The sequence below is a fragment of the Streptomyces sp. NPDC041784 genome (assembly GCF_055591025.1).
In genome coordinates this window covers 152,058-173,788 of the sequence record NZ_JBVJAB010000002.1, presented here as the reverse complement: position 1 = coordinate 173,788, position 21,731 = coordinate 152,058, and the positions used below count along the sequence as shown (strand labels likewise).

21 protein-coding genes are annotated in these 21,731 nt (G+C 71.9%); 13 read left to right on the top strand and 8 right to left on the bottom strand.

The genetic code is table 11. From position 1 onward, the window contains the following. Positions 1-180 precede the first annotated feature (180 nt). On the top strand, positions 181-639 hold the full coding sequence (locus tag ACZ6D7_RS04450; protein WP_469483315.1) for a hypothetical protein: 459 nt from the start codon (positions 181-183) through the stop codon (positions 637-639). On the opposite strand, the gene ACZ6D7_RS04445 is transcribed toward ACZ6D7_RS04450, so the two are convergent. After that, positions 602-1,486 (bottom strand): DUF4184 family protein, encoded by an 885-nt coding sequence (locus ACZ6D7_RS04445; RefSeq protein WP_469483313.1) that lies wholly within the window; start codon positions 1,484-1,486, stop codon positions 602-604. The two genes, ACZ6D7_RS04450 and ACZ6D7_RS04445, sit on opposite strands and share 38 nt — an antisense overlap. Positions 1,487-1,800: 314 nt before the next feature. Between ACZ6D7_RS04445 and ACZ6D7_RS04440 the strand changes: the two genes are divergently transcribed. The 3 genes from ACZ6D7_RS04440 (at position 1,801) to pgfA (ending at position 4,996) form a co-directional block, all read left to right on the top strand. Continuing rightward, positions 1,801-3,552, top strand: a complete 1,752-nt coding sequence (locus ACZ6D7_RS04440) for a lytic transglycosylase domain-containing protein (protein WP_469483311.1) — start codon at positions 1,801-1,803, stop codon at positions 3,550-3,552. A 295-nt stretch (positions 3,553-3,847) separates the two neighbouring features. Further along, entirely contained in the window at positions 3,848-3,982 is a 135-nt protein-coding gene (locus tag ACZ6D7_RS04435) for an SPW_0924 family protein (RefSeq protein WP_469483309.1), read from the top strand. A gap of 21 nt (positions 3,983-4,003) precedes the next feature. Next, positions 4,004-4,996, top strand: coding sequence for a cell envelope lipid trafficking protein PgfA (gene pgfA / locus ACZ6D7_RS04430; RefSeq protein WP_469483307.1), 993 nt, complete (start codon positions 4,004-4,006; stop codon positions 4,994-4,996). On the opposite strand, the gene hrpB is transcribed toward pgfA, so the two are convergent. Together hrpB and ACZ6D7_RS04420 are read right to left on the bottom strand one after the other, a co-directional pair. Beyond that, positions 4,986-7,523, bottom strand: coding sequence for an ATP-dependent helicase HrpB (hrpB, locus tag ACZ6D7_RS04425; RefSeq protein ID WP_469484539.1), 2,538 nt, complete (start codon positions 7,521-7,523; stop codon positions 4,986-4,988). The two genes, pgfA and hrpB, sit on opposite strands and share 11 nt — an antisense overlap. Before the next feature lie 129 nt (positions 7,524-7,652). Next, entirely contained in the window at positions 7,653-8,489 is an 837-nt protein-coding gene (locus ACZ6D7_RS04420; RefSeq protein WP_469484536.1) for a class I SAM-dependent methyltransferase, read from the bottom strand. A gap of 395 nt (positions 8,490-8,884) precedes the next feature. On the opposite strand from ACZ6D7_RS04420, the gene rpsA reads away from it, so the two are divergent. The 4 genes from rpsA to ACZ6D7_RS04400 all read left to right on the top strand — a co-directional run bounded on the left by rpsA (position 8,885) and on the right by ACZ6D7_RS04400 (position 12,588). Next, positions 8,885-10,378, top strand: coding sequence for a 30S ribosomal protein S1 (gene rpsA / locus ACZ6D7_RS04415; protein WP_469483305.1), 1,494 nt, complete (start codon positions 8,885-8,887; stop codon positions 10,376-10,378). Positions 10,379-10,527: 149 nt separating this feature from the next. Beyond that, complete coding sequence (locus tag ACZ6D7_RS04410; protein WP_469483303.1) at positions 10,528-11,466, top strand: PAC2 family protein; 939 nt, start codon at positions 10,528-10,530, stop codon at positions 11,464-11,466. Between the two features lie 70 nt (positions 11,467-11,536). After that, the gene (coaE, locus tag ACZ6D7_RS04405) at positions 11,537-12,157 is read left to right on the top strand and encodes a dephospho-CoA kinase (RefSeq protein ID WP_469483301.1); all 621 of its coding nucleotides are present in this window, start codon (positions 11,537-11,539) and stop codon (positions 12,155-12,157) included. 50 nt (positions 12,158-12,207) lie between these two features. Next, positions 12,208-12,588 carry a tetratricopeptide repeat protein gene (locus tag ACZ6D7_RS04400; RefSeq protein WP_469483298.1) on the top strand — a complete coding sequence of 127 codons (381 nt, stop codon included), beginning with the start codon at positions 12,208-12,210 and terminating at the stop codon, positions 12,586-12,588. 17 nt (positions 12,589-12,605) lie between these two features. On the opposite strand, the gene ACZ6D7_RS04395 is transcribed toward ACZ6D7_RS04400, so the two are convergent. Beyond that, entirely contained in the window at positions 12,606-12,872 is a 267-nt protein-coding gene (locus tag ACZ6D7_RS04395; protein ID WP_469483296.1) for a DUF6343 family protein, read from the bottom strand. 86 nt (positions 12,873-12,958) lie between these two features. Here ACZ6D7_RS04395 and ACZ6D7_RS04390 point away from each other — a divergent pair, with 86 nt between their 5' ends. The 3 genes from ACZ6D7_RS04390 (at position 12,959) to ACZ6D7_RS04380 (ending at position 15,666) form a co-directional block, all read left to right on the top strand. Then, positions 12,959-13,861, top strand: coding sequence for an acyltransferase domain-containing protein (locus ACZ6D7_RS04390; protein ID WP_469483294.1), 903 nt, complete (start codon positions 12,959-12,961; stop codon positions 13,859-13,861). 133 nt (positions 13,862-13,994) lie between these two features. Next, a complete protein-coding gene (locus tag ACZ6D7_RS04385; RefSeq protein WP_469483292.1) occupies positions 13,995-14,672 on the top strand; it encodes a class I SAM-dependent methyltransferase in 678 nt (225 codons plus the stop codon). Positions 14,673-14,910: 238 nt separating this feature from the next. Then, a complete protein-coding gene (locus tag ACZ6D7_RS04380; RefSeq protein WP_469483290.1) occupies positions 14,911-15,666 on the top strand; it encodes a uracil-DNA glycosylase in 756 nt (251 codons plus the stop codon). Between the two features lie 36 nt (positions 15,667-15,702). Here ACZ6D7_RS04380 and ACZ6D7_RS04375 read toward each other — a convergent pair whose 3' ends face one another. Together ACZ6D7_RS04375 and ACZ6D7_RS04370 are read right to left on the bottom strand one after the other, a co-directional pair. Next, complete coding sequence (locus ACZ6D7_RS04375; protein WP_469483288.1) at positions 15,703-17,172, bottom strand: LamG domain-containing protein; 1,470 nt, start codon at positions 17,170-17,172, stop codon at positions 15,703-15,705. 442 nt (positions 17,173-17,614) lie between these two features. Further along, complete coding sequence (locus tag ACZ6D7_RS04370) at positions 17,615-18,298, bottom strand: GntR family transcriptional regulator (RefSeq protein ID WP_469483286.1); 684 nt, start codon at positions 18,296-18,298, stop codon at positions 17,615-17,617. Positions 18,299-18,494: 196 nt separating this feature from the next. On the opposite strand from ACZ6D7_RS04370, the gene ACZ6D7_RS04365 reads away from it, so the two are divergent. Together ACZ6D7_RS04365 and ACZ6D7_RS04360 are read left to right on the top strand one after the other, a co-directional pair. Next, a complete protein-coding gene (locus tag ACZ6D7_RS04365) occupies positions 18,495-19,973 on the top strand; it encodes an NCS1 family nucleobase:cation symporter-1 (protein ID WP_469483284.1) in 1,479 nt (492 codons plus the stop codon). A gap of 5 nt (positions 19,974-19,978) precedes the next feature. Then, positions 19,979-20,692 carry an aspartate/glutamate racemase family protein gene (locus ACZ6D7_RS04360; RefSeq protein WP_469483282.1) on the top strand — a complete coding sequence of 238 codons (714 nt, stop codon included), beginning with the start codon at positions 19,979-19,981 and terminating at the stop codon, positions 20,690-20,692. Between the two features lie 77 nt (positions 20,693-20,769). Here the strand turns inward: ACZ6D7_RS04360 and ACZ6D7_RS04355 are convergent, their stop codons facing one another. Together ACZ6D7_RS04355 and ACZ6D7_RS04350 are read right to left on the bottom strand one after the other, a co-directional pair. Further along, positions 20,770-21,204 (bottom strand): RidA family protein, encoded by a 435-nt coding sequence (locus tag ACZ6D7_RS04355; RefSeq protein ID WP_469484534.1) that lies wholly within the window; start codon positions 21,202-21,204, stop codon positions 20,770-20,772. A gap of 55 nt (positions 21,205-21,259) precedes the next feature. After that, entirely contained in the window at positions 21,260-21,712 is a 453-nt protein-coding gene (locus ACZ6D7_RS04350; RefSeq protein WP_469483280.1) for a hypothetical protein, read from the bottom strand. Positions 21,713-21,731 lie beyond the last annotated feature (19 nt).

Sequence of the window (21,731 nt, the reverse complement as noted above, 5' to 3'; positions counted from 1 at the left end):
GGGAGTCCGACCCGCTCCCGAGGCCTGACGAGAAGGGGCCCTGTCCATGGCGACAGGGCCCCATTTCCTTCCACGGCCCCCGCCCCGTCCCGTCACCCCCGGTACATCCCCCGAAGGGCCCTCACCCACGTGGCCCCCGCCAGAACGCCGCCCACCGTCCGCGCCCGCAAGGATGCCGCCATGGGTATACGCATGCTTCACCGCCGGACGGCACACGCACGCGTTCACGCCACGGCGACCGCAGACACGCAGGTCGACCCGGACACGGCCCCGCCGCCGCGCCCCCGGCCCGCCCTCGCGCCCGGCGCCGCCACACCCCGCGTCCCCAGGACCCCCGCCGCGGCCCTGCGCGCGGCCACGGCCCGGCTCCGCGACCGGGGTCCCGACCGCTTCGACCACCTCGTCCGCCCCCTCCGTCTCTTCGGCCTCGACCGGCTGGCCCGGTTCGTCCACCGGGTCAGGGACGGCGCCTGGCGCCCGTGGTACGAGACGGCCCGCGGCTACCTGGCCCTCGCCCTCAGCACGCTCGGCCGGCTCCGCCGACGCCGCAGGACACGCCGGATCGCCGTCTTCGTCGTACCGGCACCGCCCGCGCCGCCCGTCACCCGGCGCCCGGACGGCTCCGCTCCCCGACGGTGACCGGATCCGGCCGCCCGGCGACGACGTCACCCCGGGCGGCCGGACGCCACAGCCGTACGCCGACGGCGTACAGCAGCACGCCCAGCACCAGGCCCGCGCCCGCGCCGAAGCACACGGTCGGGATCAGCTCCCACGGCTTGGCCTCCCGCGCCCCCCAGTACTCCCACCAGCGCGTCGCCCGGCGCACCGCCGCGACCAGCGCGCAGCCACCGATCACGGCCCCGGCCCACCACCGGTCCCGCACCGACAGCACCGGCACCCCGTCCGGTGCGCCGACCGGCACCCCGTCCCGTGCGCGGCGCAGCGCGCGGGTGAGGAACACGGTGATCACGACGGCGGCCGCGGCCGAACCGCCGTACTGGAGGTACCAGTACAGCGGTGAGCCCGCGACCTTCTCGCCGAGCACCGGGAACAGCCGCATGCCCCAGCGGTCGAGGTGGGTGAAGGCGTCCCAGACCACATGGGTCAGCGCGCCGAGCACGGCGGAGACGTACCACCACAGGACCGTGGACGGCCGTACACGCGCGCGTGGCCGCCCGCAGCGGGTCAGCGCGGCCGTCCCGCCCTGGCGGGCGCGTGGCAGCAGGGCCACCAGGGGTTCGCGCACCAGCAGCCAGAGGCCCACCAGGGCCCAGGTGATGAGCACGTCGACCGTGAAGACGCCGGTGAAGGAGTGCGTGACGTCGCCGAACTCCATGGCGCCGTCCAGGGCACTCGCCGCGTAATAGGTCATGTCGGGTGCGAAGGAGCCCGCCACGAGCACGGCCGGCACCAGCCGTCCGCGGCCGGTCCCGTCGGTGCGCAACGCGGGCAGTACGGCTGCCGCATGACTCAGGGTGAACGGCAACGCGGCTCCCGGGGGCGAGGGTCGGCGGACCGGGCGGCCCCTTGATCGACGACGCAAGGTAGGCGAGACACGGTTCCCCGGCCAACGGAACCCGGCCAACCCGTGAAATCGGCATGCGAACGGGTGCCGGTGCAAAAGAAGTTGTCGTAGGGTCGCTTGGGTTGCCGTGCCGCCGGCGCAGTCGAGAAGAAGAACAGACCAGTGCAAAACCCCTCCGGGTGCAACCCTCGGGGAGGGTTGATCGTCACAACAGCCACAGGCGTGGTGCAGACAAGGACACGGGCGCTCGGGCGTTCACGGGAGGGGTTCACTTCATGTCGTCGGCGTATTTCGGCAGCAGGCTGCGCAAGGGGGCGGTCAATACCACCGTGGCCGCCCTGGCCGTCGCGGCGCTGGCCGCGTCCCAGGCACCGGACGTCACGGCCGACAGCGCGGGCAGGCAGACCGCCGCCGACGCCCCGGCCGCCGACCTGTCGACCGGTGACGGCGCGACCGGCAACTCGCCGTACTACACGGACCTGCCGCCCCTGAACAGCCCGAACCCCGCCCCGAGCGAGAGTGCCGGCACCACGCCCGTCACCACCGGCAGCGCCGAGGCCGGCATCCCCGCGACCGTCCTGGACGCCTACAAGAAGGCCGAGGCGGAGCTGGCGCAGTCCAAGCCCGGCTGCAACCTGCCCTGGGAACTCCTGGCCGCCATCGGCAAGGTGGAGTCCGGGCAGGCCCGCGGCGGCCGCGTCTCCGCCGACGGCACCACCCTCTCGCCGATCCTCGGCCCGGTCCTCAACGGCGTCGGCTTCGCGAACATCAGCGACACCGACAACGGCGCCTACGACGGCGACAGCACCTACGACCGTGCCGTCGGCCCCATGCAGTTCATCCCCTCCACCTGGGCGTGGGCGGGCCGCGACGGCAACGACGACGGCAAGAAGGACCCCAACAACATCTACGACGCCGCGCTCGCCGCCGGCCACTACCTGTGCCGCTACAGCTGGGACATGTCCACCTCGACGGGCCTGCGCAGCGCGATCCTCAGCTACAACAACTCGACGGACTACTACAACACCGTCATGTCGTGGCTGGAGTACTACCGCAAGGGCACCCACGAGGTCCCCGACGGCACCGGCACCGTGCCGTCCAACCGCAGCGACGACGACAGCGACACCACGCCCAGTTCGCCGTCCACCCCGTCGACGCCGCCCGCGCCCAGCACGCCGCCCGCGCCCAGCACCCCGCCGACGCCCGGCACCCCGAGCCCGCCGTCGACGCCCGCCACGCCGACCGACACGGTCGACCACCTGGAGGACGCGGGCACCGCGAAGCTCACCACCATGGCGGGCGACGCGTTCAGCGGCAGGATCAGCACCCGCACGGAGACGGCGGCCGGCAAGGCCGTCGCCAAGGTCAGGGTCCGCTTCACCATCGTCGGCGACACCGACGCCACCTTCACGGGCGGCGAGAGCGTGGCGACCATCGCCACCAACAGCAAGGGCGTCGCCCTCGCCCCCGCGCTCCGGGCGGGCGAGAAGACCGGCACCTTCACGGTCCGCGCCACCGTCGTCGGCCGCACGGTCACCGCCGTCGAGTACAAGGCCACCGTCACCGCGCGCGCCGCCGACGCCCTCGCCCGCACCACCACCACGGCGCCGACCTGCGTCGCGGGCGGCGAGTTCGCCGACCAGATCGAGGTGAAGGCCACCTACCAGGGCGCCGTCGCGGACAAGGTCGCCGCCACCGCCACCCTGATCACGTCGGCCGACGACCCGACCGCCAACGACAAGGGCCCGTACTTCAAGGACGCCGCCGGCAACCCCGTCCGCACCCTGACGGGCCTCCAGACCGACGCGAACGGCCTGCTGAAGCTGCCCAAGCTGTACGCGGACGACACCGCCGGCACCTTCCTGCTGCGCATCACCACCACCGGCGGCGCGACCCTGACGGTCGAACTCACCGTCACCGCGCCCGAGCCCTCGACGCCGAGCCCGGAGCCCAGCGAGTCGTCGAGCACGCCGAGCACGGCGACCCCGAGCGCCTCGTCCAGCGAGTCGTCCACCTCCGCGTCGTAACCCCGTTCTCCCCTTTCTCCCCTTTCTGTGATTTCTCCGATTTCTCCGTACGGCCACCGCGGGGGGGGCCCCCCCCGCCGGGGGAGAGGGTGGTGTTCGTACCCGCCTTCCTCCCCCCCCCCCCCCCCCCCCCCCCCCCCCTTCCCTCCCCCCCCCCCCCCCCCCCCCCCCCCCCCCCCCCCCCCCCCCCCCCCCCCCCCCCCCCCCCCCCCCGGTGCTGTCCGACCTGTTCTCATCTCAACCGCCCGTTGCTACGGTGCCGCACCTGACGCCCTGTCAGCTCCGGGAGGCCCGTATGCGTGCCCTGATCGCCGCCGCGACCGGTCTCGCCGTCGCGCTCGCGCTCGTTCTCACGCTCTCCGCGCTGGGCACCCCGACCGGGAAGACCTCCCCGAAGCCGATGCTGACGACGGTGCCCGCACACCCGTAACCGCCCGGGAGGGAGGCCGAGATGCGCCGCAAGGCCAGCCTGATCCTGCTCGCCCTCGCCGTGTTCTTCACGGCCCTGTCCCCACTGCTGCGCTGGTACGCCTTCCCGCGCCTGGCCAAGATCCCGGCGAACGAGTACCAGACCATGGTCCTGGAGGCGAAGAACGCCACCCTCCTCGACTACGGCACCATGACCGCCCGCACCGTCCCGAAGGTCACCATCGTGCAGACCCTCAAGGGCGACGTGGAGGCCTCCGAGCGGATCGAGAGGACGGCGGGCCGCGACGTCGTCGTCTGGGACGGCCTGTCCTACGTCCAGGGCCCCGACGGAAAGATGGTCTCCAAGGTCCCCGAGCGGTACATCTTCGACGCCCACACCCAGGAACCCGTCCACGCCACCGGCGAGATGGTCGACGGCGACCCCGTCCGCCGCGCCGGCATCGAGTTCAAATGGCCCTTCCTGACGGAGAAGCGGGACTACGCCTACTTCGACGCCCAGGCCCGCCTCACCGCCCCCATCCACTACAAGGGCACCCAGGACTTCCGCGGTGTCGAGGTCTACTACTTCGAGCAGACCATCCCCTGGACCAAGGTCCCCATGCCCAGGACCATGCCCGTCGAGGGCATCACCCCCGAGACCGTCGCCGAGACCGGCACCACCCGCTGGTACACCACCGTCCGCAAGTTCTGGGTCGAACCGCTCACCGGAGCACCCGTCTACGGCGAGGAGATCCACCAGGAGGAACTGCGCGGCGGCAGCCTCCTCGGCGACCGCGACAAGGTCACGGCATTCGCCGGCCATGTGAAGATGCGCGAGGACTACATCGAGCACACCGTCGCCCTCGTCAAGCACAACCGCACCCTGGTCCTGCTCCTGACCTCCTACCTGCCCTGGGGCTTCCTCGGCCTCGGCATCCTCCTGCTCGCGCTCTCCCTGTACCTGGAGGCCCGCGGCCGGCGCCCGTCCGGCCCGGCCCCCGCCAGGGCCGCCGACCCGGAACCGGTCACCGCCTGAGCCGCGCGTTGGTGTGCCGTGTCGGCTCGGCCGAAGCCGGATCCTGCGGCCACGGATGCTTCGGATACCGGCCCCGCAACTCCGCCCGCACCCCGTGGTAACCGTCCTTCCAGAAGGACGCGAGATCCGCGGTGACGGCGGCCGGCCGCCCGGCGGGGGAGAGGAGATGCACGAGCAGCGGCACACCCGCCACGGCGGGCGACTCGTGCATTCCGAACATCTCCTGCAACTTCACCGCGAGCACCGGCCGTTCCGGATCCCCGTAGTCGATCCGGATCCTGGACCCGCTCGGCACCGCGATCCGCTCCGGCGCCAGCTCGTCGAGCCGCGCCGCCTGACCCGAGGCCCAGGGCAGCAACCGCCCGAGCGCCTCCCCGGCATCGATCCGCGCGAGATCGGCCCGCCGCCGCGCCCGGCTCAGCTCGGGCTCCAGCCATTCGTCCACACGCGCGTGCAGCGACGCGTCCGACACATCGGGCCACGGCTCGCCCAGGTGCAGCCGCAGAAACGCGAGCCGCTGCCGCAGCCCCTGACCCTCCGCCGACCACCGCAACAGCCGGAACCCCTCCTCCCGCAGCCCCTCGACGAGCGCCTCGCGTACGAGGCTGCCGTCGGCGTCCCTGAGCGGACGCACCGTCACCTCCACCGCCCCGAGCCGCTCCACGCGCCGCGCGACGACGTCCCCGCCGGCCCAGTGGACCTCGTCCCGCTCGTCGAGCAGCGCACCGGCCGCGAGCCGCGCGGCCTCCTCGTCCACGACCGCCGCGAGCCGCACGCGCGCGTGCCTCGTGCCGACCGGCCGGTCCGCCACGGCGACGGCCAGCCAGGGGGCGGTGCGCAGGGCGGAACCCTCGGGGAGTTCGGCACGCGTCCCGGACACCATGAGATACGACCCACCGTCCAACTTGGCGACCCGCTCGGGAAACGCGAGAGCGGCGACCAGAGCGGCGGCCCGATCGTCGCCGGTGCGTCGTGCGGCCTCGGCGTCCGTCCTCGACCGAGCGTCCCGGGTGGGCGAGCCGGAAGCGGCGAAGGCGGCCCGCAGCCGCCGAACCTCCGCCCGCCACCGCGCGCCGTAGGCGTCACCCCCGCGCCGGGCACCGCGCAGAGCGGCGGCGAGATCGTCGCCGTACTCCCGCGGAGCCTCCTCGCTCAACAGGGCGACGGCCTCCGCGGCCCGCTCCGCCCCCACCAGCGGGGCCCCGTCCAGCAAGGCCCTCCCCAGCCGGGGGTGCAGCCCCAGCCGGGCCAGCCGCACCCCCCGCTCCGTGGCCCGCCCGCCGAAGTCCACCGCCCCGACAGCCGTCAGCAGACGCCGCGCCGCCGCCATCGCCCCGCCCGGCGGCGGATCCAGCAACGCCAACGAGGACGCCTCGGGATCGCCCCAGCAGGCCGCCTGGAGGGCGAACGCGGCGAGGTCGGCCACCTTGATCTCCGGCGCCGGGAACCGCGGCAGACGGGCGTCCTCCGCCTCCGCCCAGCACCGGTACACCGCCCCCGGCGCCTCACGCCCCGCACGCCCGGCCCGCTGCCGCGCCGACGCCTGCGAGGCCCGTACCGTCGTCAGCGCGCTCAGCCCGCGCGCGTGGTCCACCCGCGGCTCGCGCGCCAGCCCCGAGTCCACGACCACCCGCACCCCGGGGACCGTCAGCGAGGACTCCGCGACCGAGGTGGCCAGCACCACCCGGCGCCGCACGCCCGGCGCCAGCACCGCGTCCTGCACCTCGGCCGGCGCCCGCCCGTGCACCTGGAGCACGTCCACCCCGCCCAGGTCCCCGAGCTGTCCCGCGACCCGCGCGATCTCCCCGACGCCCGGCAGGAAGCACAGCACGTCCCCCGACCGCTCGGCCAGCGCCCGCCGCACCACCGACGCCACGTGTGCCAGCAGCACCGGATCGACCCGCATGCCGTGCGCCGGCCGTACCGCACGGGCGGGCGGCGCCCAGACCACCTCCACGTCGTACGAGGAACCGTGGGCCTCGACCACCGGCGCACCGCCCAGCAGCCGCGCCCACCCCTCGGTGTCGGTCGTCGCGGACGCGGCCACCAGCCGCAGCTCGGGCCGCAACGTCTCGCGTACGTCCCAGAGGAAGGCGGCCGACGTGTCCGCGTCCAGATGCCGCTCGTGGCACTCGTCGAGCATCACGACGTCGACGCCCGCCAGCTCCTGGTCGCGCTGGAGCCGCTGGAGCAGCACACCCGTGGTGACGACCTCCACGCGCGTGTGCCGCCCGACGACCCGCTCCCCGCGCACGCTGAACCCGACGCTCTCGCCCACCCGCTCGCCCAGCAGCCACGCCATCCGCCGGGCCGCCGCGCGGGCCGCGATCCGCCGCGGTTCGGCCACGACCACCCGCCGCGCCGGCCCCTCGCCCAGCAGCCCGGCCAGCGCCAGCGGCACCAGCGTGGTCTTGCCGGTCCCCGGGGGCGCGGCGAGCACGGCGGTGCCGTGCCCGTCCAGGGCGTCGTTCAGCGCGGGCAGGGCGGCCCGTACGGGCAGCGCGTCCAAGGCGTCGTCACGGAGCATCACGCCCCCAGTGTCGTACGCCCCCTACAACGGAACGCACGCGCGCGTGCGGGGCCCCCACGCGCGCGTGTGCGTTCCCTGCATACGACGCGTACGCCACGTACGCCACGTACGACGGCATACGAGGGATCAGTCGCGTTCGCAGACGAAGATCGCCGTGCCCGGGAGGAGGTTCCCGCGCAGCGGGGACCAGCCGCCCCACTCGGAGGTGTTCCAGACCGGCCACTCCGGCTCGACCAGGTCCACCAGCCGGAAGCCGCCGGCCACGATGTCGCGGACCCGGTCGCCGAGCGTGCGGTGGTGCTCGACGTACACCGCGCGACCCTCCTCGTCCTGCTCGACGTACGGCGTGCGGTCGAAATAGGACGAGGAGACGGACAGGCCCTCCGGGCCCGGCTCGTCCGGGAAGGCCCAGCGGATCGGGTGGGTCACCGAGAACACGAACCGGCCGCCCGGCCGCAGCACCCGGCGCACCTCCCTCAGCACCAGCACCGGATCGGCGACGAACGGCAGCGCCCCGTACGCCGAGCAGGCCAGGTCGAAGGAGCCGTCCGCGAACGGCAGCGCGCTCGCGTCGGCGCACACCAGCGGGAACGCGCCGCCGATGCGCAGCGCGTGCTGGAGCTGGCGGTGGGAGAGGTCCAGGGCGACCGGGCGCGCGCCCTGCGCGGCCAGCCAGCGCGCGCACTGGGCGGCGCCGGCCCCGATCTCCAGGACCTCCTTGCCCTTGAGGGCCTCCGGCGGGCCGAGCAGCTCGGCCTCCACCTCGTCGAGGCCCTCGGGACCCCACACGAAGCGGTCGTCCCCGAGGAACGTGCCGTGCTCGATCTGGTACTCGTCGGCGTTGCGGTCCCACCAGCCCCGGTTGGCCCGGGTGCTCTCCGTGACATCGGCGTCGCGCCGGGTGGCCTCGGGCTCGGGAATCGGCTCCGGGACCGGCGTGGACGATACGGGCTCTTGGATGATCGGCTCCCTCGTCGTACTCTTCCGTGCAACCCGCCCGACGGCGCCGCTCAGGTGTCACCGGAGGGCTCTCCTGCGGCCTGCGTGGCCTCAGAAGACAGGTTGTGTGCCGGGAATGCGGCGATCCGCCCCGGGTGTGCGCCTTCGCGCATTGACCCCGCCCGGCTGCCCCCGTATGCTACAAGTTGCGCTGCGGGCCTGCGCACCTCAGACGTAGCAGGCTGCGCTCGCATCTGTTGTATGTCCCCTCGGTTTTCGAGGCGTCATCATCAGTTCCTGGTGTCATCACCGGTTTCTGATGGGGCGCTTCCTTGGCTGTCCGGCTTCTTCAGAGCGATACGGGCTCCCGGCGTAGCAGTACCTACGACTTTCTGTCCGTAACCGGAGCCCTTTCCCACATGACGAGCAGCACCGAGACCACCGCCACCACCCCGCAGGTTGCGGTCAACGACATCGGTAACGAGGAAGCCTTCCTCGCCGCGATCGACGAGACGATCAAGTACTTCAACGACGGCGACATCGTCGACGGCGTCATCGTGAAGGTCGACCGGGACGAGGTCCTGCTCGACATCGGTTACAAGACCGAAGGCGTTATCCCGAGCCGTGAGCTCTCGATCAAGCACGATGTCGACCCGAACGAGGTCGTCGCCGTCGGAGACGAGATCGAAGCCCTTGTCCTTCAGAAGGAGGACAAGGAAGGCCGCCTGATCCTCTCGAAGAAGCGCGCCCAGTACGAGCGTGCCTGGGGCACCATCGAGAAGATCAAGGAAGAGGACGGGATCGTCACCGGTACCGTCATCGAGGTCGTCAAGGGTGGTCTCATCCTCGACATCGGCCTCCGTGGCTTCCTTCCGGCCTCCCTGGTCGAGATGCGCCGCGTTCGCGACCTCCAGCCCTACGTGGGCAAGGAGCTCGAGGCAAAGATCATCGAGCTGGACAAGAACCGCAACAACGTGGTCCTGTCCCGCCGTGCCTGGCTGGAGCAGACCCAGTCCGAGGTCCGCCAGACGTTCCTCACGACCCTCCAGAAGGGTCAGGTCCGTTCCGGTGTGGTCTCCTCGATCGTCAACTTCGGTGCCTTCGTGGACCTGGGTGGCGTCGACGGTCTGGTCCACGTCTCCGAGCTGTCCTGGAAGCACATCGACCACCCCTCCGAGGTCGTCGAGGTCGGCCAGGAGGTCACGGTCGAGGTCCTCGACGTCGACATGGACCGCGAGCGCGTCTCCCTGTCGCTGAAGGCGACCCAGGAAGACCCGTGGCAGCAGTTCGCCCGCACCCACCAGATCGGCCAGGTCGTGCCCGGCAAGGTCACGAAGCTGGTTCCGTTCGGTGCGTTCGTCCGCGTGGACGAGGGCATCGAGGGTCTGGTCCACATCTCCGAGCTGGCCGAGCGCCACGTGGAGATCCCGGAGCAGGTCGTCCAGGTCAACGACGAGATCTTCGTCAAGGTCATCGACATCGACCTCGAGCGCCGTCGCATCAGCCTCTCGCTGAAGCAGGCCAACGAGTCCTTCGGTGCCGACCCGGCCTCGGTCGAGTTCGACCCGACCCTGTACGGCATGGCCGCGTCGTACGACGACCAGGGCAACTACATCTACCCCGAGGGCTTCGACCCCGAGACCAACGACTGGCTCGAGGGCTACGAGAAGCAGCGCGAGGAGTGGGAGCGCCAGTACGCCGAGGCGCAGACCCGCTTCGAGCAGCACCAGCAGCAGGTCATCAAGTCCCGCGAGGCCGACGAGGCTGCTGCCGCCGAGGGCGGCGAGGCTGCGGCTCCGGCCGCGGCCGGTGGTGGCTCGTACTCCTCCGAGGGCGCGGACACCTCTGGTGCCCTGGCCTCGGACGAGGCGCTGGCCGCGCTCCGCGAGAAGCTCGCCGGTGGCCAGAGCTGAACGCTAGCCGCTGAGGCTTAGCCGCTCGACCGAGGGCCCGCACCTTTCGAGGTGCGGGCCTTCGGCGTTGGGACGTGTTCTCACCCTCGTGGGAATGCCGACGCCCCTTGGAGCGTTGTGAGTCAGGAACACGAGGAGGAGCGGTCCAGGTGCTTGATCCGCAGGGTTTGTACGCATGGGAGCCGAAGGGGCTGGCCGTCGTCGACATGGCGCTCGCCCAGGAGTCGGCCGGACTTGTCATGCTCTACCACTTCGACGGATACATCGACGCGGGCGAGACCGGCGACCAGATCGTCGACCGGCTGCTCGACGCACTGCCACACCAGCTCGTCGCCCGCTTCGACCACGACCGGCTCGTCGACTACCGCGCGCGCCGGCCGCTGCTGACCTTCAAGCGCGACCGCTGGACGGAGTACGAGGAACCGGCCATCGAGGTACGGCTCGTCCAGGACACCACCGGCGCCCCCTTCCTGCTGCTGTCCGGCCCCGAGCCGGACGTCGAGTGGGAGCGCTTCGCCGTGGCCGTGAAGCAGATCGTGGAACGCCTCGGCGTCCGCCTGTCCGTGAACTTCCACGGCATCCCCATGGGCGTCCCGCACACCCGCCCGGTGGGTCTCACCCCGCACGGCAACCGCACGGACCTGGTCCCGGGCCACCGCAGCCCCTTCGACGAGGCACAGGTCCCCGGCAGCGCCGAGGCGCTCGTCGAGTACCGCCTCATGGAGGCCGGCCATGACGTTCTGGGTGTCGCCGCGCACGTCCCGCACTACATCGCCCGCTCCACCTATCCGGACGCCGCCCTGACGGTCCTGGAGGCCATCACGGCCGCGACCGGGCTGGTCCTGCCGGGCATCGCGCACACCCTGCGCACCGACGCCCACCGCACGCAGACGGAGATCGACCGTCAGATCCAGGAGGGCGACGAGGAACTCACCTCCCTCGTCCAGGGCCTGGAGCACCAGTACGACGCGGCCGCGGGCGCCGAGACCCGCGGCAACATGCTCGCCGAACCCGTCGACATCCCGTCGGCCGACGAGATCGGGCGCGAGTTCGAGAAGTTCCTGGCGGAACGCGAGGGCGAGGGCTGACGGTCCGGGCCGCCCGCCTTCCCAGGGCCTGCCGGGTGCATTGTCGGCGGCAGGCCCTAAGCTTCCGCTCATGCTGAAGGTGGGCCTGACCGGTGGGATCGGCGCCGGCAAGAGCGAGGTGTCCCGGCTGCTCGTCCAGTGCGGGGCCGTACTGATCGACGCGGACCGGATCGCGCGCGAGGTCGTCGCCCCCGGCACGCCGGGACTCGCGGCGGTCGTGGAGGCCTTCGGCGAGGACGTCCTCGCCCCGGACGGCAGCCTGGACCGCCCCCGGCTCGGCTCGATCGTCTTCGCCGACCCCGAGAAACTGGCCGTCCTCAACGCGATCGTGCACCCCCTCGTCGGCGCCCGCTCCCGCGAACTCGAGACCGCCGCCCCCGAGGACGCCGTCGTCGTCCACGACGTCCCCCTCCTCACCGAGAACGGCCTCGCCTCGCTGTACGACGTCGTGGTCGTCGTCGACGCCCACCCCGACACCCAGCTCGACCGGCTCGTCCGGCTGCGCGGCATGACCGAGGACGACGCCCGCGCGCGGATGGCCGCCCAGGCCACGCGCGAGAAGCGCCGGGAGATCGCCGACATCGTCATCGACAACGACGTACCGCTCGCGGACCTGGAGCGGCGCGTGCGAGAGGTGTGGGCGGACCTCGTGGACCGGGCGGCCGCCCGGCGGGCGCCCGACCAGGAATAGGGGTCCTCGCTCCGCGCGTTGAACCCTCCCAGCAAGGGAAGGATTTTTCCGTGCCCGATACCAGCGGTTCGACCGGACGTACTCCGGAGACGCATGTCATCGACTTCCGTGCCGCGGAGCAGCTGCTCGCCGCACGGGACCCGCGGGGCGCGGTGAAACTGCTCGACCGTGTCATCGCCGCACACCCCGAGAACACCGCCGCCCGGCTGCTGCGCGCCCGCGCCTTCTTCGCCTCCGCGCAACTGCGGCCCGCCGAGCTGGAGTTCACCGTCGTACTGGAGCGGGAGCCGGACAACGCGTTCGCCCACTTCGCGCTCGCCCGCACCTACGAGCGGCAGGGACGCGGCGACCAGGCCAAGCGTCACTTCCGCCTGGCGGCGGCGCTGGACCCGAACCCGCAGTACCTGGAGGCCGCACGGTTCGAGACCTGACGGCCGCCCCGAGCGCATCAGGGGTGGCGGTGCTCCGGCGGCCGGTACGGGGGGATGTCACGGCCCGGCTGATAGTGCGGGCCCTGCCGCAGGCGCTTGAGGATCATCGTCAGATCGACCGTGACCACCAGCCACAGCACCCCGCAGGCGACCGCCCACCCAGGGCGCCCCGCCAAGGCGAACGCGGCCGTCCCGAAGATCGCCCAGACCAGCCCCCACAGGCTCAGGAACAGGCGCATCCGCAGCGCACTGCGCGCTGTCGCCGGCTCACTGCCCGTACGCATCCGGATCACCACTCCTTCCTTGAAACGTACTCTTCGGCCCGGACGTTCTCCAGAGGATCCATGAGCACGAAGAGGGGGTTGGTGCTGTGCTGCCGGACGCCGACGAACTGGCCGAGGTGCTCCTCGACCTCGCGGTACCGCACGAGGACATCGACGAAGCCGTACGGCTGAGCCGACGGGTGCGGGGTGACACGGAGGCGCTGCGGTTCCTGGAGGAAGCCGTGGCGGACCTCGTCGAGGGAATGGGCTCGATCCGGGCGAGGGCGGTCGACATCCCCCTGCTCCCCGGCGCGTCGGGCGCCCTCGCGCGCTATGCCCCGCTGTACGTGTTCGTCGGAGCGCTGCCGTACGTGCGCGCCCACCACCGTGAGCGGGGCGTCGCGGAGGAGGTCGGCCGGCGGACCCTCGCCGACGTCGGCCGGGGTGTCGCCTGGCACCGGCGGTGGTACGGCACGGGCGGCGTGCTGAGCCCACGCTGGCTGGGCCTCCACTTTCGCGGCGAGCTGTACCAGCTGGGCCGGCTCCAGTTCCAGCGCGCCCGGATCGGCTCGTGGACGAGCGACTCGATCGCGGCGGCCGGCCTGCCCCTCGGACCCGGCGACCCCGCACTGGGACTGCACGTACCCGACTTCATGGGCCCGCTGACACCGGAGGCCGTCGACCGCTCCCTCGCCCTGGCCCGCGCCTTCTTCGCCCGCCACTACCCCGAGGAGCCCTACCAGGTCGCGACCTGCGGCTCCTGGCTGCTCGACCCCCAGCTCAAACGCCGCCTGCCCGCGGACTCCAACATCGTCCGCTTCCAGGAGCGGTTCCGCCTCAGCCACCGGCTGCCGGAACCCGAGGACACGGAGCCCGTGCGCTTCGTCTTCGGCACCACCGACGTACCCCTGGACCGGCTGCCACGCCGTACGGTCCTGGAGCGGGCCGTCCTCGACCACCTGGGGGAGGGCGGCCACTGGTACGTGGGGCACGGGTGGTTTTCCTTGTAGGGAACGGGAGTAGGGAACGGGAGCTGACGCTTCGAGGCGGCTCGAAGATCGGATCGTCCCTCGAACGGGGGAATCAGGGGAGGGGTGGAACTGCCCGCCTCGGGCGGGCCGTTGGACGGGCATGAGGCTGGAAATGCGAGAGGGATACGAAGGAACCGGTCCCGGTGCGATCACCCCGGACGGCTGCGCGGTCGAGCTGTACGCGCGCCTTCCCGTGGGGAACGAACCGGAGGTCGTCGCCGCGGCCGTACCCGAGGGCGCGCACATTCTCGAACTGGGCTGCGGAGTGGGACGCGTGACGCACGCCCTCGTGGAACGCGGCTTCACGGTCACGGCGGTGGACGAGTCCGCCGACATGCTGGAGCGCGTCCGCGGAGCCCGCACGATATGCGGACCGGCCGAAGACCTCGACCTGGATGAGACGTTCGACGCTGTGATGCTCGCGTCGTTCCTCGTCCACGCCGGCGACCCCGAGGTACGGCGAGGCCTGCTGCGTGCCTGCGCACGGCACGTGGCGAAGGACGGGTACGTGCTGATCCAGCGAGAGGGGGAGGACTACCACACGAACCTGCCGCGCGAACGCGTCGACCCCAGCGGCTTCACCGTCCGCATGGTCTCCTCCGAACCGGTCGGCGGCGGAGCCCACTCGGTGCGCGCGGAGTATGTGTTTCCGGACGCGGTCTGGACCCAGACCTTCCTGGCCCGCCCGCTGACCACGGAACAGTTCGAGGAGGCCCTCGCGGAGGCCGGCCTCAGGGTCGACCGGTATCTGACGGAGGACCGGGTGTGGGTGAGGGCGGTGAAGGGCTGACCGGGCTCCGGCGGGCGGTGATGAGCCGGGCGGTGATGAGCCGGGCGGTGATGAGCCGGGCGGTGAAGAGCCGGGCGGTGGCGGCGTGCGGCGAACGACGAGCTGCTGGGCCTGGTGCGGCGACGAGCCTGGTGCGGCGACAGGCATGGTCGGGGGCGGGAGTGGGCGGGGCGTGGTCGGGGGGGCGGGCGTGGTCGGGGGCAGGGTGCGGTCGGGCTGTCGATCGTAGGGTGGAGTCATGGACGCGCCTCAAGGTCCAGGAGCAAGTCCAGGCCTCCGGTCAGATCCCCGGTCAGGCCCCGGTACCGGTCCGGGCCTGCCCGATCTGGATCGGTGTGTCGTCGGGTGTCGGGCCTGTCCTCGGCTGGTGGCCTGGCGTGAGGAGGTGGCCCGTACGAAGCGGGCGGCCTTCGCCGACTGGACCTACTGGGGGCGCCCGGTGCCCGGGTTCGGGCCGTCCGACGCCCGGCTGCTGATCGTCGGGCTCGCTCCGGCCGCGCACGGCGGGAACCGGACCGGGCGGATGTTCACAGGTGACCGTTCCGGGGACGTGCTGTACCAGGCGCTGTACGACGTGGGGCTCGCCTCGCAGCCCACCTCCGTCGCGGCCGACGACGGCCTGGAGCTGTACGGCGTACGGATCACCGCGCCCGTGCACTGCGCGCCGCCCGACAACAAGCCCACCCCCGGGGAACGGGACACCTGCCGCCCCTGGCTCGTACGGGAACTGCGGCTGCTGCGGCCGACGCTGCGTGCGGTCGTGGTCCTCGGCGCCTTCGGCTGGCAGGCCGCGCTGCCCGCGTTCGCCGAGGCGGGCTGGAGCGTGCCCCGACCGCGTCCCGTGTTCGCGCACGGGACGCGGGTCTCGCTGGACGGCCTCGCTCTCTTCGGCTGCTTCCACGTCAGCCAGCGCAACACCTTCACCGGCCGGCTCACCCCCGAGATGCTGAGGGAGGTGCTGCGTACGGCGGCGGAGGTGGCGGGGCTGCCGTAGTGCGGCGGGGTGGCCCCGGTCCGGCCGAGGATCAGGTCAGACGATCCGGGCCGCGGCGATCGGCCGGGACGACACCGGGTGGGCGTTCTCCTTGGCGACGTTGACGCTCCACCGGTACCGGGAGAACTCCCCGGTGGCGTTGGACGCGTAGAACATCATGTGGCCGATGCCGACGCCCTCGAGCTGCTTCTGCGCCCCGCCGCCGATCATGCGGGTGTCGGGGTACTTGGGGTAGTTGGTCAGCGCGTACACGCCGTGCGGGTCGCCCGTGCAGTCGACGACCTCCACGGCGTACTGCGTCTCTCCGGTGAAGTCCGCGACTCCGGTGAAGACGCCCTTGACCTCGCGGACCATGACGATGTGGCCGGTGTTGCCGTCGACCTGGCCCCGGTAGTCCACCGCGATCAGATCACCGGGAAGGAGGTCGGTGACCTTGCGGATCAGCCGGAAACGCGGGCCGGCGGTGCCGTCGGCGAAGGCCTTGCGGTAGTCGGCGGCCTCCGGGATGCGGTCCTGGAAGTACTGGGTGAAGTAGCTGTCGGAGGCCCAGCCGTAGGTGTGCTGGAGCACCCGGGTGACGAAGGACGAGCAGCGGGCCAGCGCGATCCAGCTCGACAGGTCGTCGGGCGTGCCCCAGGTGACGGTCGACGGGGAGCCGATCAGATAGACGTTGTTGAGGCCGGCGGTGCGGCCGCTGATCAGGGAGATCTCGTCGGCGCTCAGCGCGCGGCCGTACGCGCGGACGTCGTCGATCGCGCCCTTGAAGCGGTTGACGTACGCCCCGTCCCAGCGGGCCCTGCCGATGTTGAGGCCCTGGGGCGCGGCCCACGACAGGGTCGCGTCGGCGCTGCCCCGCAGCTCGCCGTTCACATACAGGTGGATACGGGTGCCGTCCCACACTCCGGTCAGGTGGGTCCAGATGCCGGGCTCGACGGTGGTGGTCGCCGCCACGGCGGAGATCTTGACGCTCTGGTCCTCGGCGCGCACCTTGAACGCCCAGGCCTGGGCCGTGTCGTCGTACTGGAGGAGGAAGCGGCTGCACCCCGTGCCGTCCTGGCTCACCGCCGTGTACATGGTGCCCTTGTCGGCGTCGGCCGCGAGACACACCCAGGCGGAGACCGTGAAGGCGGCCGTGGTGTCCAGGACGGAGGCCGTGGTCGCGTATCCCGCGGGGCTCCCGTCGAGGTTCAGCTCGCCGCCGGCCCGGCGGGTCGTCCAGGACGCGCCGGTGCCGAGGGTGAGGGGCCGGTCGTGGCCGGAGCGGTCGGCCGCGGAGCCGTCCAGCGGCCAGTGCCCGGCGAGCCCCTGAGGCAGGTGACCGGCAGCCAGCAGCCGCTGGTAGTGGACCATCCGCTCGGCTTCGAGGAGGTGGGGTGCGGCGACCGGGGTGAACGGGGTGTCCAGCGGGGCGTCGGCCGCGGCGGTCCCCGCACCGCCGATCACACCGGTCATCGCGCCCGCCCCCACGAGTGCCGCTCCGCTCAACAGCCCACGTCTGCTCACCATGTGCGTCTTTCTCCGTCCCGTTGTCGCCTGCGTCCGTCTTCGGACACCTGTCCGAAGAGTCGGGAGAGTCTAGGCGGCCGGTGGGCCGGAGCGCCGGTGAGTTTTCCGGCGGGAGGCGGTGCGGAGGGGCGGGGCGTTGGGGGTGTTGGTGGAGCGTTGGGGGCGTTGGATTTGTCTGCCGGAACGACCGCGGCTTCTAGGACCTGTCCGGCCGATCATGCCGCAGACGCGGGGTGTGGCACGCCCTCCCCCAGAGGGGGTACCCCCAGCGGCGTTGTCGTCGGTTGCCGACTCCCCCGCGCTCGGCTGCGCTCGCGCGGGGGGACCCCCACCGCGTCGACGCCCTCCTCCGCCTTGCAGCTGCACGCACCACACCGCACCCCGCTCACCGGCACTACCGAGGCACCGTCGCTTTCCTGCGACTTGATCGGCCGGACAGGTCCTAGGCGGGCGGTTCCTGCGGCTCCTCGGCGAGGTCGCCGAACAGGTGCCGCACCGTGGAGCGGTGGTTGGCCTGGACGTGGCGCAGCGCGTGGGCGCGGGCGCGGTCGGGGTCGCCGGAGGCGATGGCCTCGTACAGCTCCTGGTGTTCGGCGAGGAGTTGGGGCCACTCCTCGTTGCGCCGGGTGAGCCAGCGCAGGCGGCCGGCGACCGGTTCCATGACCGAGATCAGCAGGCCGTTGCCGGCTAGGGCGAGCAGGCGGTCGTGGAAACGGGTGTTGATGTCGGTGATCGCCTCGGCATCCCCGACCTCGGTCGCCCTGGCCGCCCGGTCGAGCAGTTCCCGCAGCTCCGCGAGCGCCTGAGGGGTCGCCCGGGTCGCGGCCAGCCCCGCCGCGTACACCTCCAACGCCTCGCGCAGCTCGAAGAGTTCGTCGACGTCGGTGGGGCTCAGTCGTCGTACGACGGTGCGGCGAGGGGTCTCGAAGAGGACGAACCCCTCGGCGACCAGGGCCCGGATGGCCTCCCGGACCGGTACCCGGGAGACCCCGAACCGCTCGGCCAGCTCGCGCTCCACCAGCCGGTCGCCGGGGCGCAGGTGGCCCGCGATGATCTCCTGTCGCAGGGTGGCCAGGACGCGCTCGCGCACCGCGCCCAGGGGTTCGATCTTCGCCGTCGAGCTCATGGGGGCCATTTTCGCCGATGCGAGGGGCCTTTTTGCGAGGGGGCTTTTACGGGGTCGTAACGGGACGGACATCGGTCAGAACGCTTGACGGCGGGACCATGACGGCAGTTTGGTATACCAAACGCTCCCGGCATCCCCGGCACCCCTGGCAGCAGCCCTCCTCCGTCCCCTCGCCCTTGTCGCCCATGGAGGCCCCGTGTCCCTCGCCGACAGCGCCGAAGCCACCGGCGCGCCCGCGTTCGTCCCCGACCCCCGGCTCACCAACGAAGACCTCGCACCCGCCGAGAAGCGCAACTGGAAGGTCTTCGACCTCTTCGCCCTGTGGATGTCCGACGTCCACAACCTCGGCAACTACACCTTCGCCGCAGGTCTCCTCGTCCTCGGCATGAACGTCTGGCAGGTCTTCACCTCCCTCCTCGTCGGCTTCGTGCTCATCTATATCGGCATGAACTGGATGGGGAAGATCGGCCAGCGCCACGGCGTGCCCTTCCCCGTCGTCAGCCGGATCAGCTTCGGCGTCTGGGGCGCCAACATTCCCGCCCTCATCCGGGCCGTGATCGCGATCATGTGGTACGGCATCCAGACCTACCTCGCCTCCGTCGCCGTCAACGTGATGCTGCTGGCCGCCTGGCCGGGCTTGGAATCCTGGACGCACAGCTCCTTCCTGGGCCTCGACGCCCTCGGCTGGGTCTCCTTCGTGTCCCTGTGGCTGATCCAGGCGCTGATCATCAGCCAGGGCATGGAGTCGGTGCGCAAGTTCCAGGACTTCTGCGGCCCCGCGATCTGGCTCGTGATGATCGCGCTGGCCGTCTGGGTCCTGGCCAAGGCCGGCTGGACCATCTCGCTCACCAGCACCCCGCATCCGGTCTCCGTCGGCGAGCAGTGGCGCCAGTGGTTCGGTGCGATCGGACTGATCCTTGCCACCTACGGCACGCTGATGCTCAACTTCTGCGACTTCTCCCGCTTCGCACCCGACTACAAGACCGTCCGGCGCGGCAACTTCTGGGGTCTGCCGATCAACTCGACGGCCTTCGTGGTCGTCTCCGTGATCGTCACCGCCGGTTCGCTGGAGGTGTTCGGCGAGGCCATCACCGACCCGGCGGAGCTGGTCGCCAAGGTCGGCAACACCTGGGTGCTCGTCCTGGCCGCGCTGACCTTCGCCATTGCCACCATGGGCGTCAACATCGTCGCCAACTTCGTCTCCCCGGCCTACGACCTCGCCAACGTCTGGCCCCAGAAGATCACCTTCAGGGTCGGCGGCATGATCAGCACAGTCGCCGCGCTCGTCGTCACCCCCTGGAACCTCTTCTCCAACCCGACCGTGGTCAACTACTTCCTCGGCGGCCTCGGCGCCTTCCTCGGCCCGCTGTTCGGCGTGATCATGGTCGACTACTACTGGGTCAAGCGTGGCCGCGTCGACGTCGACGAACTCTTCGACGCCACCCCCGGCTCCCGCTATTACTACCGGGGCGGCGTCAACCCCAAGGCCCTGTGGGCGTTCCTCCCCTCGGCCGCCGTCGCGGCGGTGCTCGCGCTGGTGAAGACCTTCAGCGACGTGGCGCCCTACTCCTGGTTCATCGGTACGGCCCTCGCGGCCGGCCTCTACGTGCTGCTGTGCCGCAGCGAGCGGGCCGCGCAGGTCCCGGCCGCCCCCGAGAAGCCCGTGGAGGTCTGAGCAGCGTGCGGATCGTCGTCACCAACTGCAACACCACGCAGGAGATGACCGAGGAGATCGTGCGAGGTGCCCGGGCCGCGGCAGGCCCGGGCACCACCGTGACCGGACTGACCCCCGCCTGGGGACCCGAGTCGGCGGAGGGCTGGCTCGACAGCTACCTGTCCGCGGCGGCGGTCCTCGACACCCTGCGCACCTACGACGGTCCGCCGTACGACGCCGTCGTCATGGCCGGGTTCGGCGAGCACGGACGAGAGGGCGTACGGGAGCTGGTGGACGTACCCGTCGTCGACATCACGGAGGCCGCGGCGCACCTGGCGTGTCTGCTGGGGCGCCGGTACGGGGTCGTCACGACGCTGGAGCGGTCCCGCGGCCAGATCGAGGACAGCCTGGAACTGGCCGGGGTGGGCCGCAACTGCGCCGCCGTCGTCGGCACCGGTCTCGGAGTCCTCGACCTGGGCGACGCCGACCGCACGGCGAGTGCCTTCCTGGCGGCGGCCGGGAAGGCGCGGGACGCCGGCGCCGAGGTGTTGGTCCTGGGCTGCGCCGGTATGACCGGACTGCAGCGGACGGTGAGCGACAAGCTGGGCCTTCCGGTCGTCGACGGCGTGGGGGCGGCGGTGAGGCTGGCCGAGGCGCTGGTGGGGCTGGGCCTCACCACGAGCCGCGCGGGGAGCTTCGCGAAGCCCGAGCCCAAGCGGCGGGTGTGGCACGCGACATGAGCCGCCTCGGACGGGCTCACTCCCGCCCCGCCCCGGCCCGTCCCTGCTTTTGTCTCAGCCCCTGCATCCGCCTCTGCCTACGCTTCCCCCTCCCCTTCCGCTCCCGGTCCCAATTCCGGGACGACGGCCGTGGCTGTGATCTCCACCAACTGCCCCCGATATCCGAGACACGCGACCCCGAGCAGCGTCGACGAGTGAGGCCCGGTGCTGAGCCCGGACCTCACGACCACGCCCCACACGGCCGCGAGCACCGCGGGCTCACTGCTGACGACGTACACGTCGGTGGACACGACGTGCGCCAAGTCGCTTCCGACCGCGCGCAGTTGCTCGGTCAGGTTGGCGATCACCTGCTCCGCCTGCCGTATCGGATCCCCCTCCCCGATCAGTCGCCCCGTGGCGTCGAGGGGGACGGATCCGGCGAGAAAGGCGAGCTTCGTGCCGGCCTCGACGACGGTGGCGTGGGAGTAGGTGGGCGGGGGGTAGAGGGCGGGGGTGGTGACGCGGCGGATCATGTCGGCTCCCGGACGGGCGAGGTGGCTGAGTGCGGTGGAATCGATGATCCGATCCTCAAGGCCCTCGCGCACGCGAGTATTCGGCCGGAGGGTGGGGGAGCCGGGCCGTGGTCGGGAAGGGCGGAGGGCGAGCGCCCTGGCCAGGGGATGTCCAGCCGTCCGTACCGCGTGCCGCCGCGATCCTGGCCAGTACCTCTCGTCGCCTGCGCCGACCGGCCGCCGTCGTCACCGTTGCCGTGGACGAGCGGCGGGCGGCAGCCGCCGACACCGCCCGGAAGCCGTCGCTCCGCTCGGCGGCCTCGACTCGTTCGACGCGGTAGAGACGAGTGTGCGGGGCGGAACGGACGTACGGGTTGGGGCGCATGAGGTCCGGATCGCCGAGCAGCCGGCGCACCATCCCGGCCGTCCATCCCCGGGCCCGTAGCCCGGCCATGGAGACGTGCGTGCTGCGGGACGAGCGCCCGCCGCCGTTGCCGTTCTCTCCCCGATTCCGCCCATGCGTCGTCATCACGACCTCCCCCGTCGTT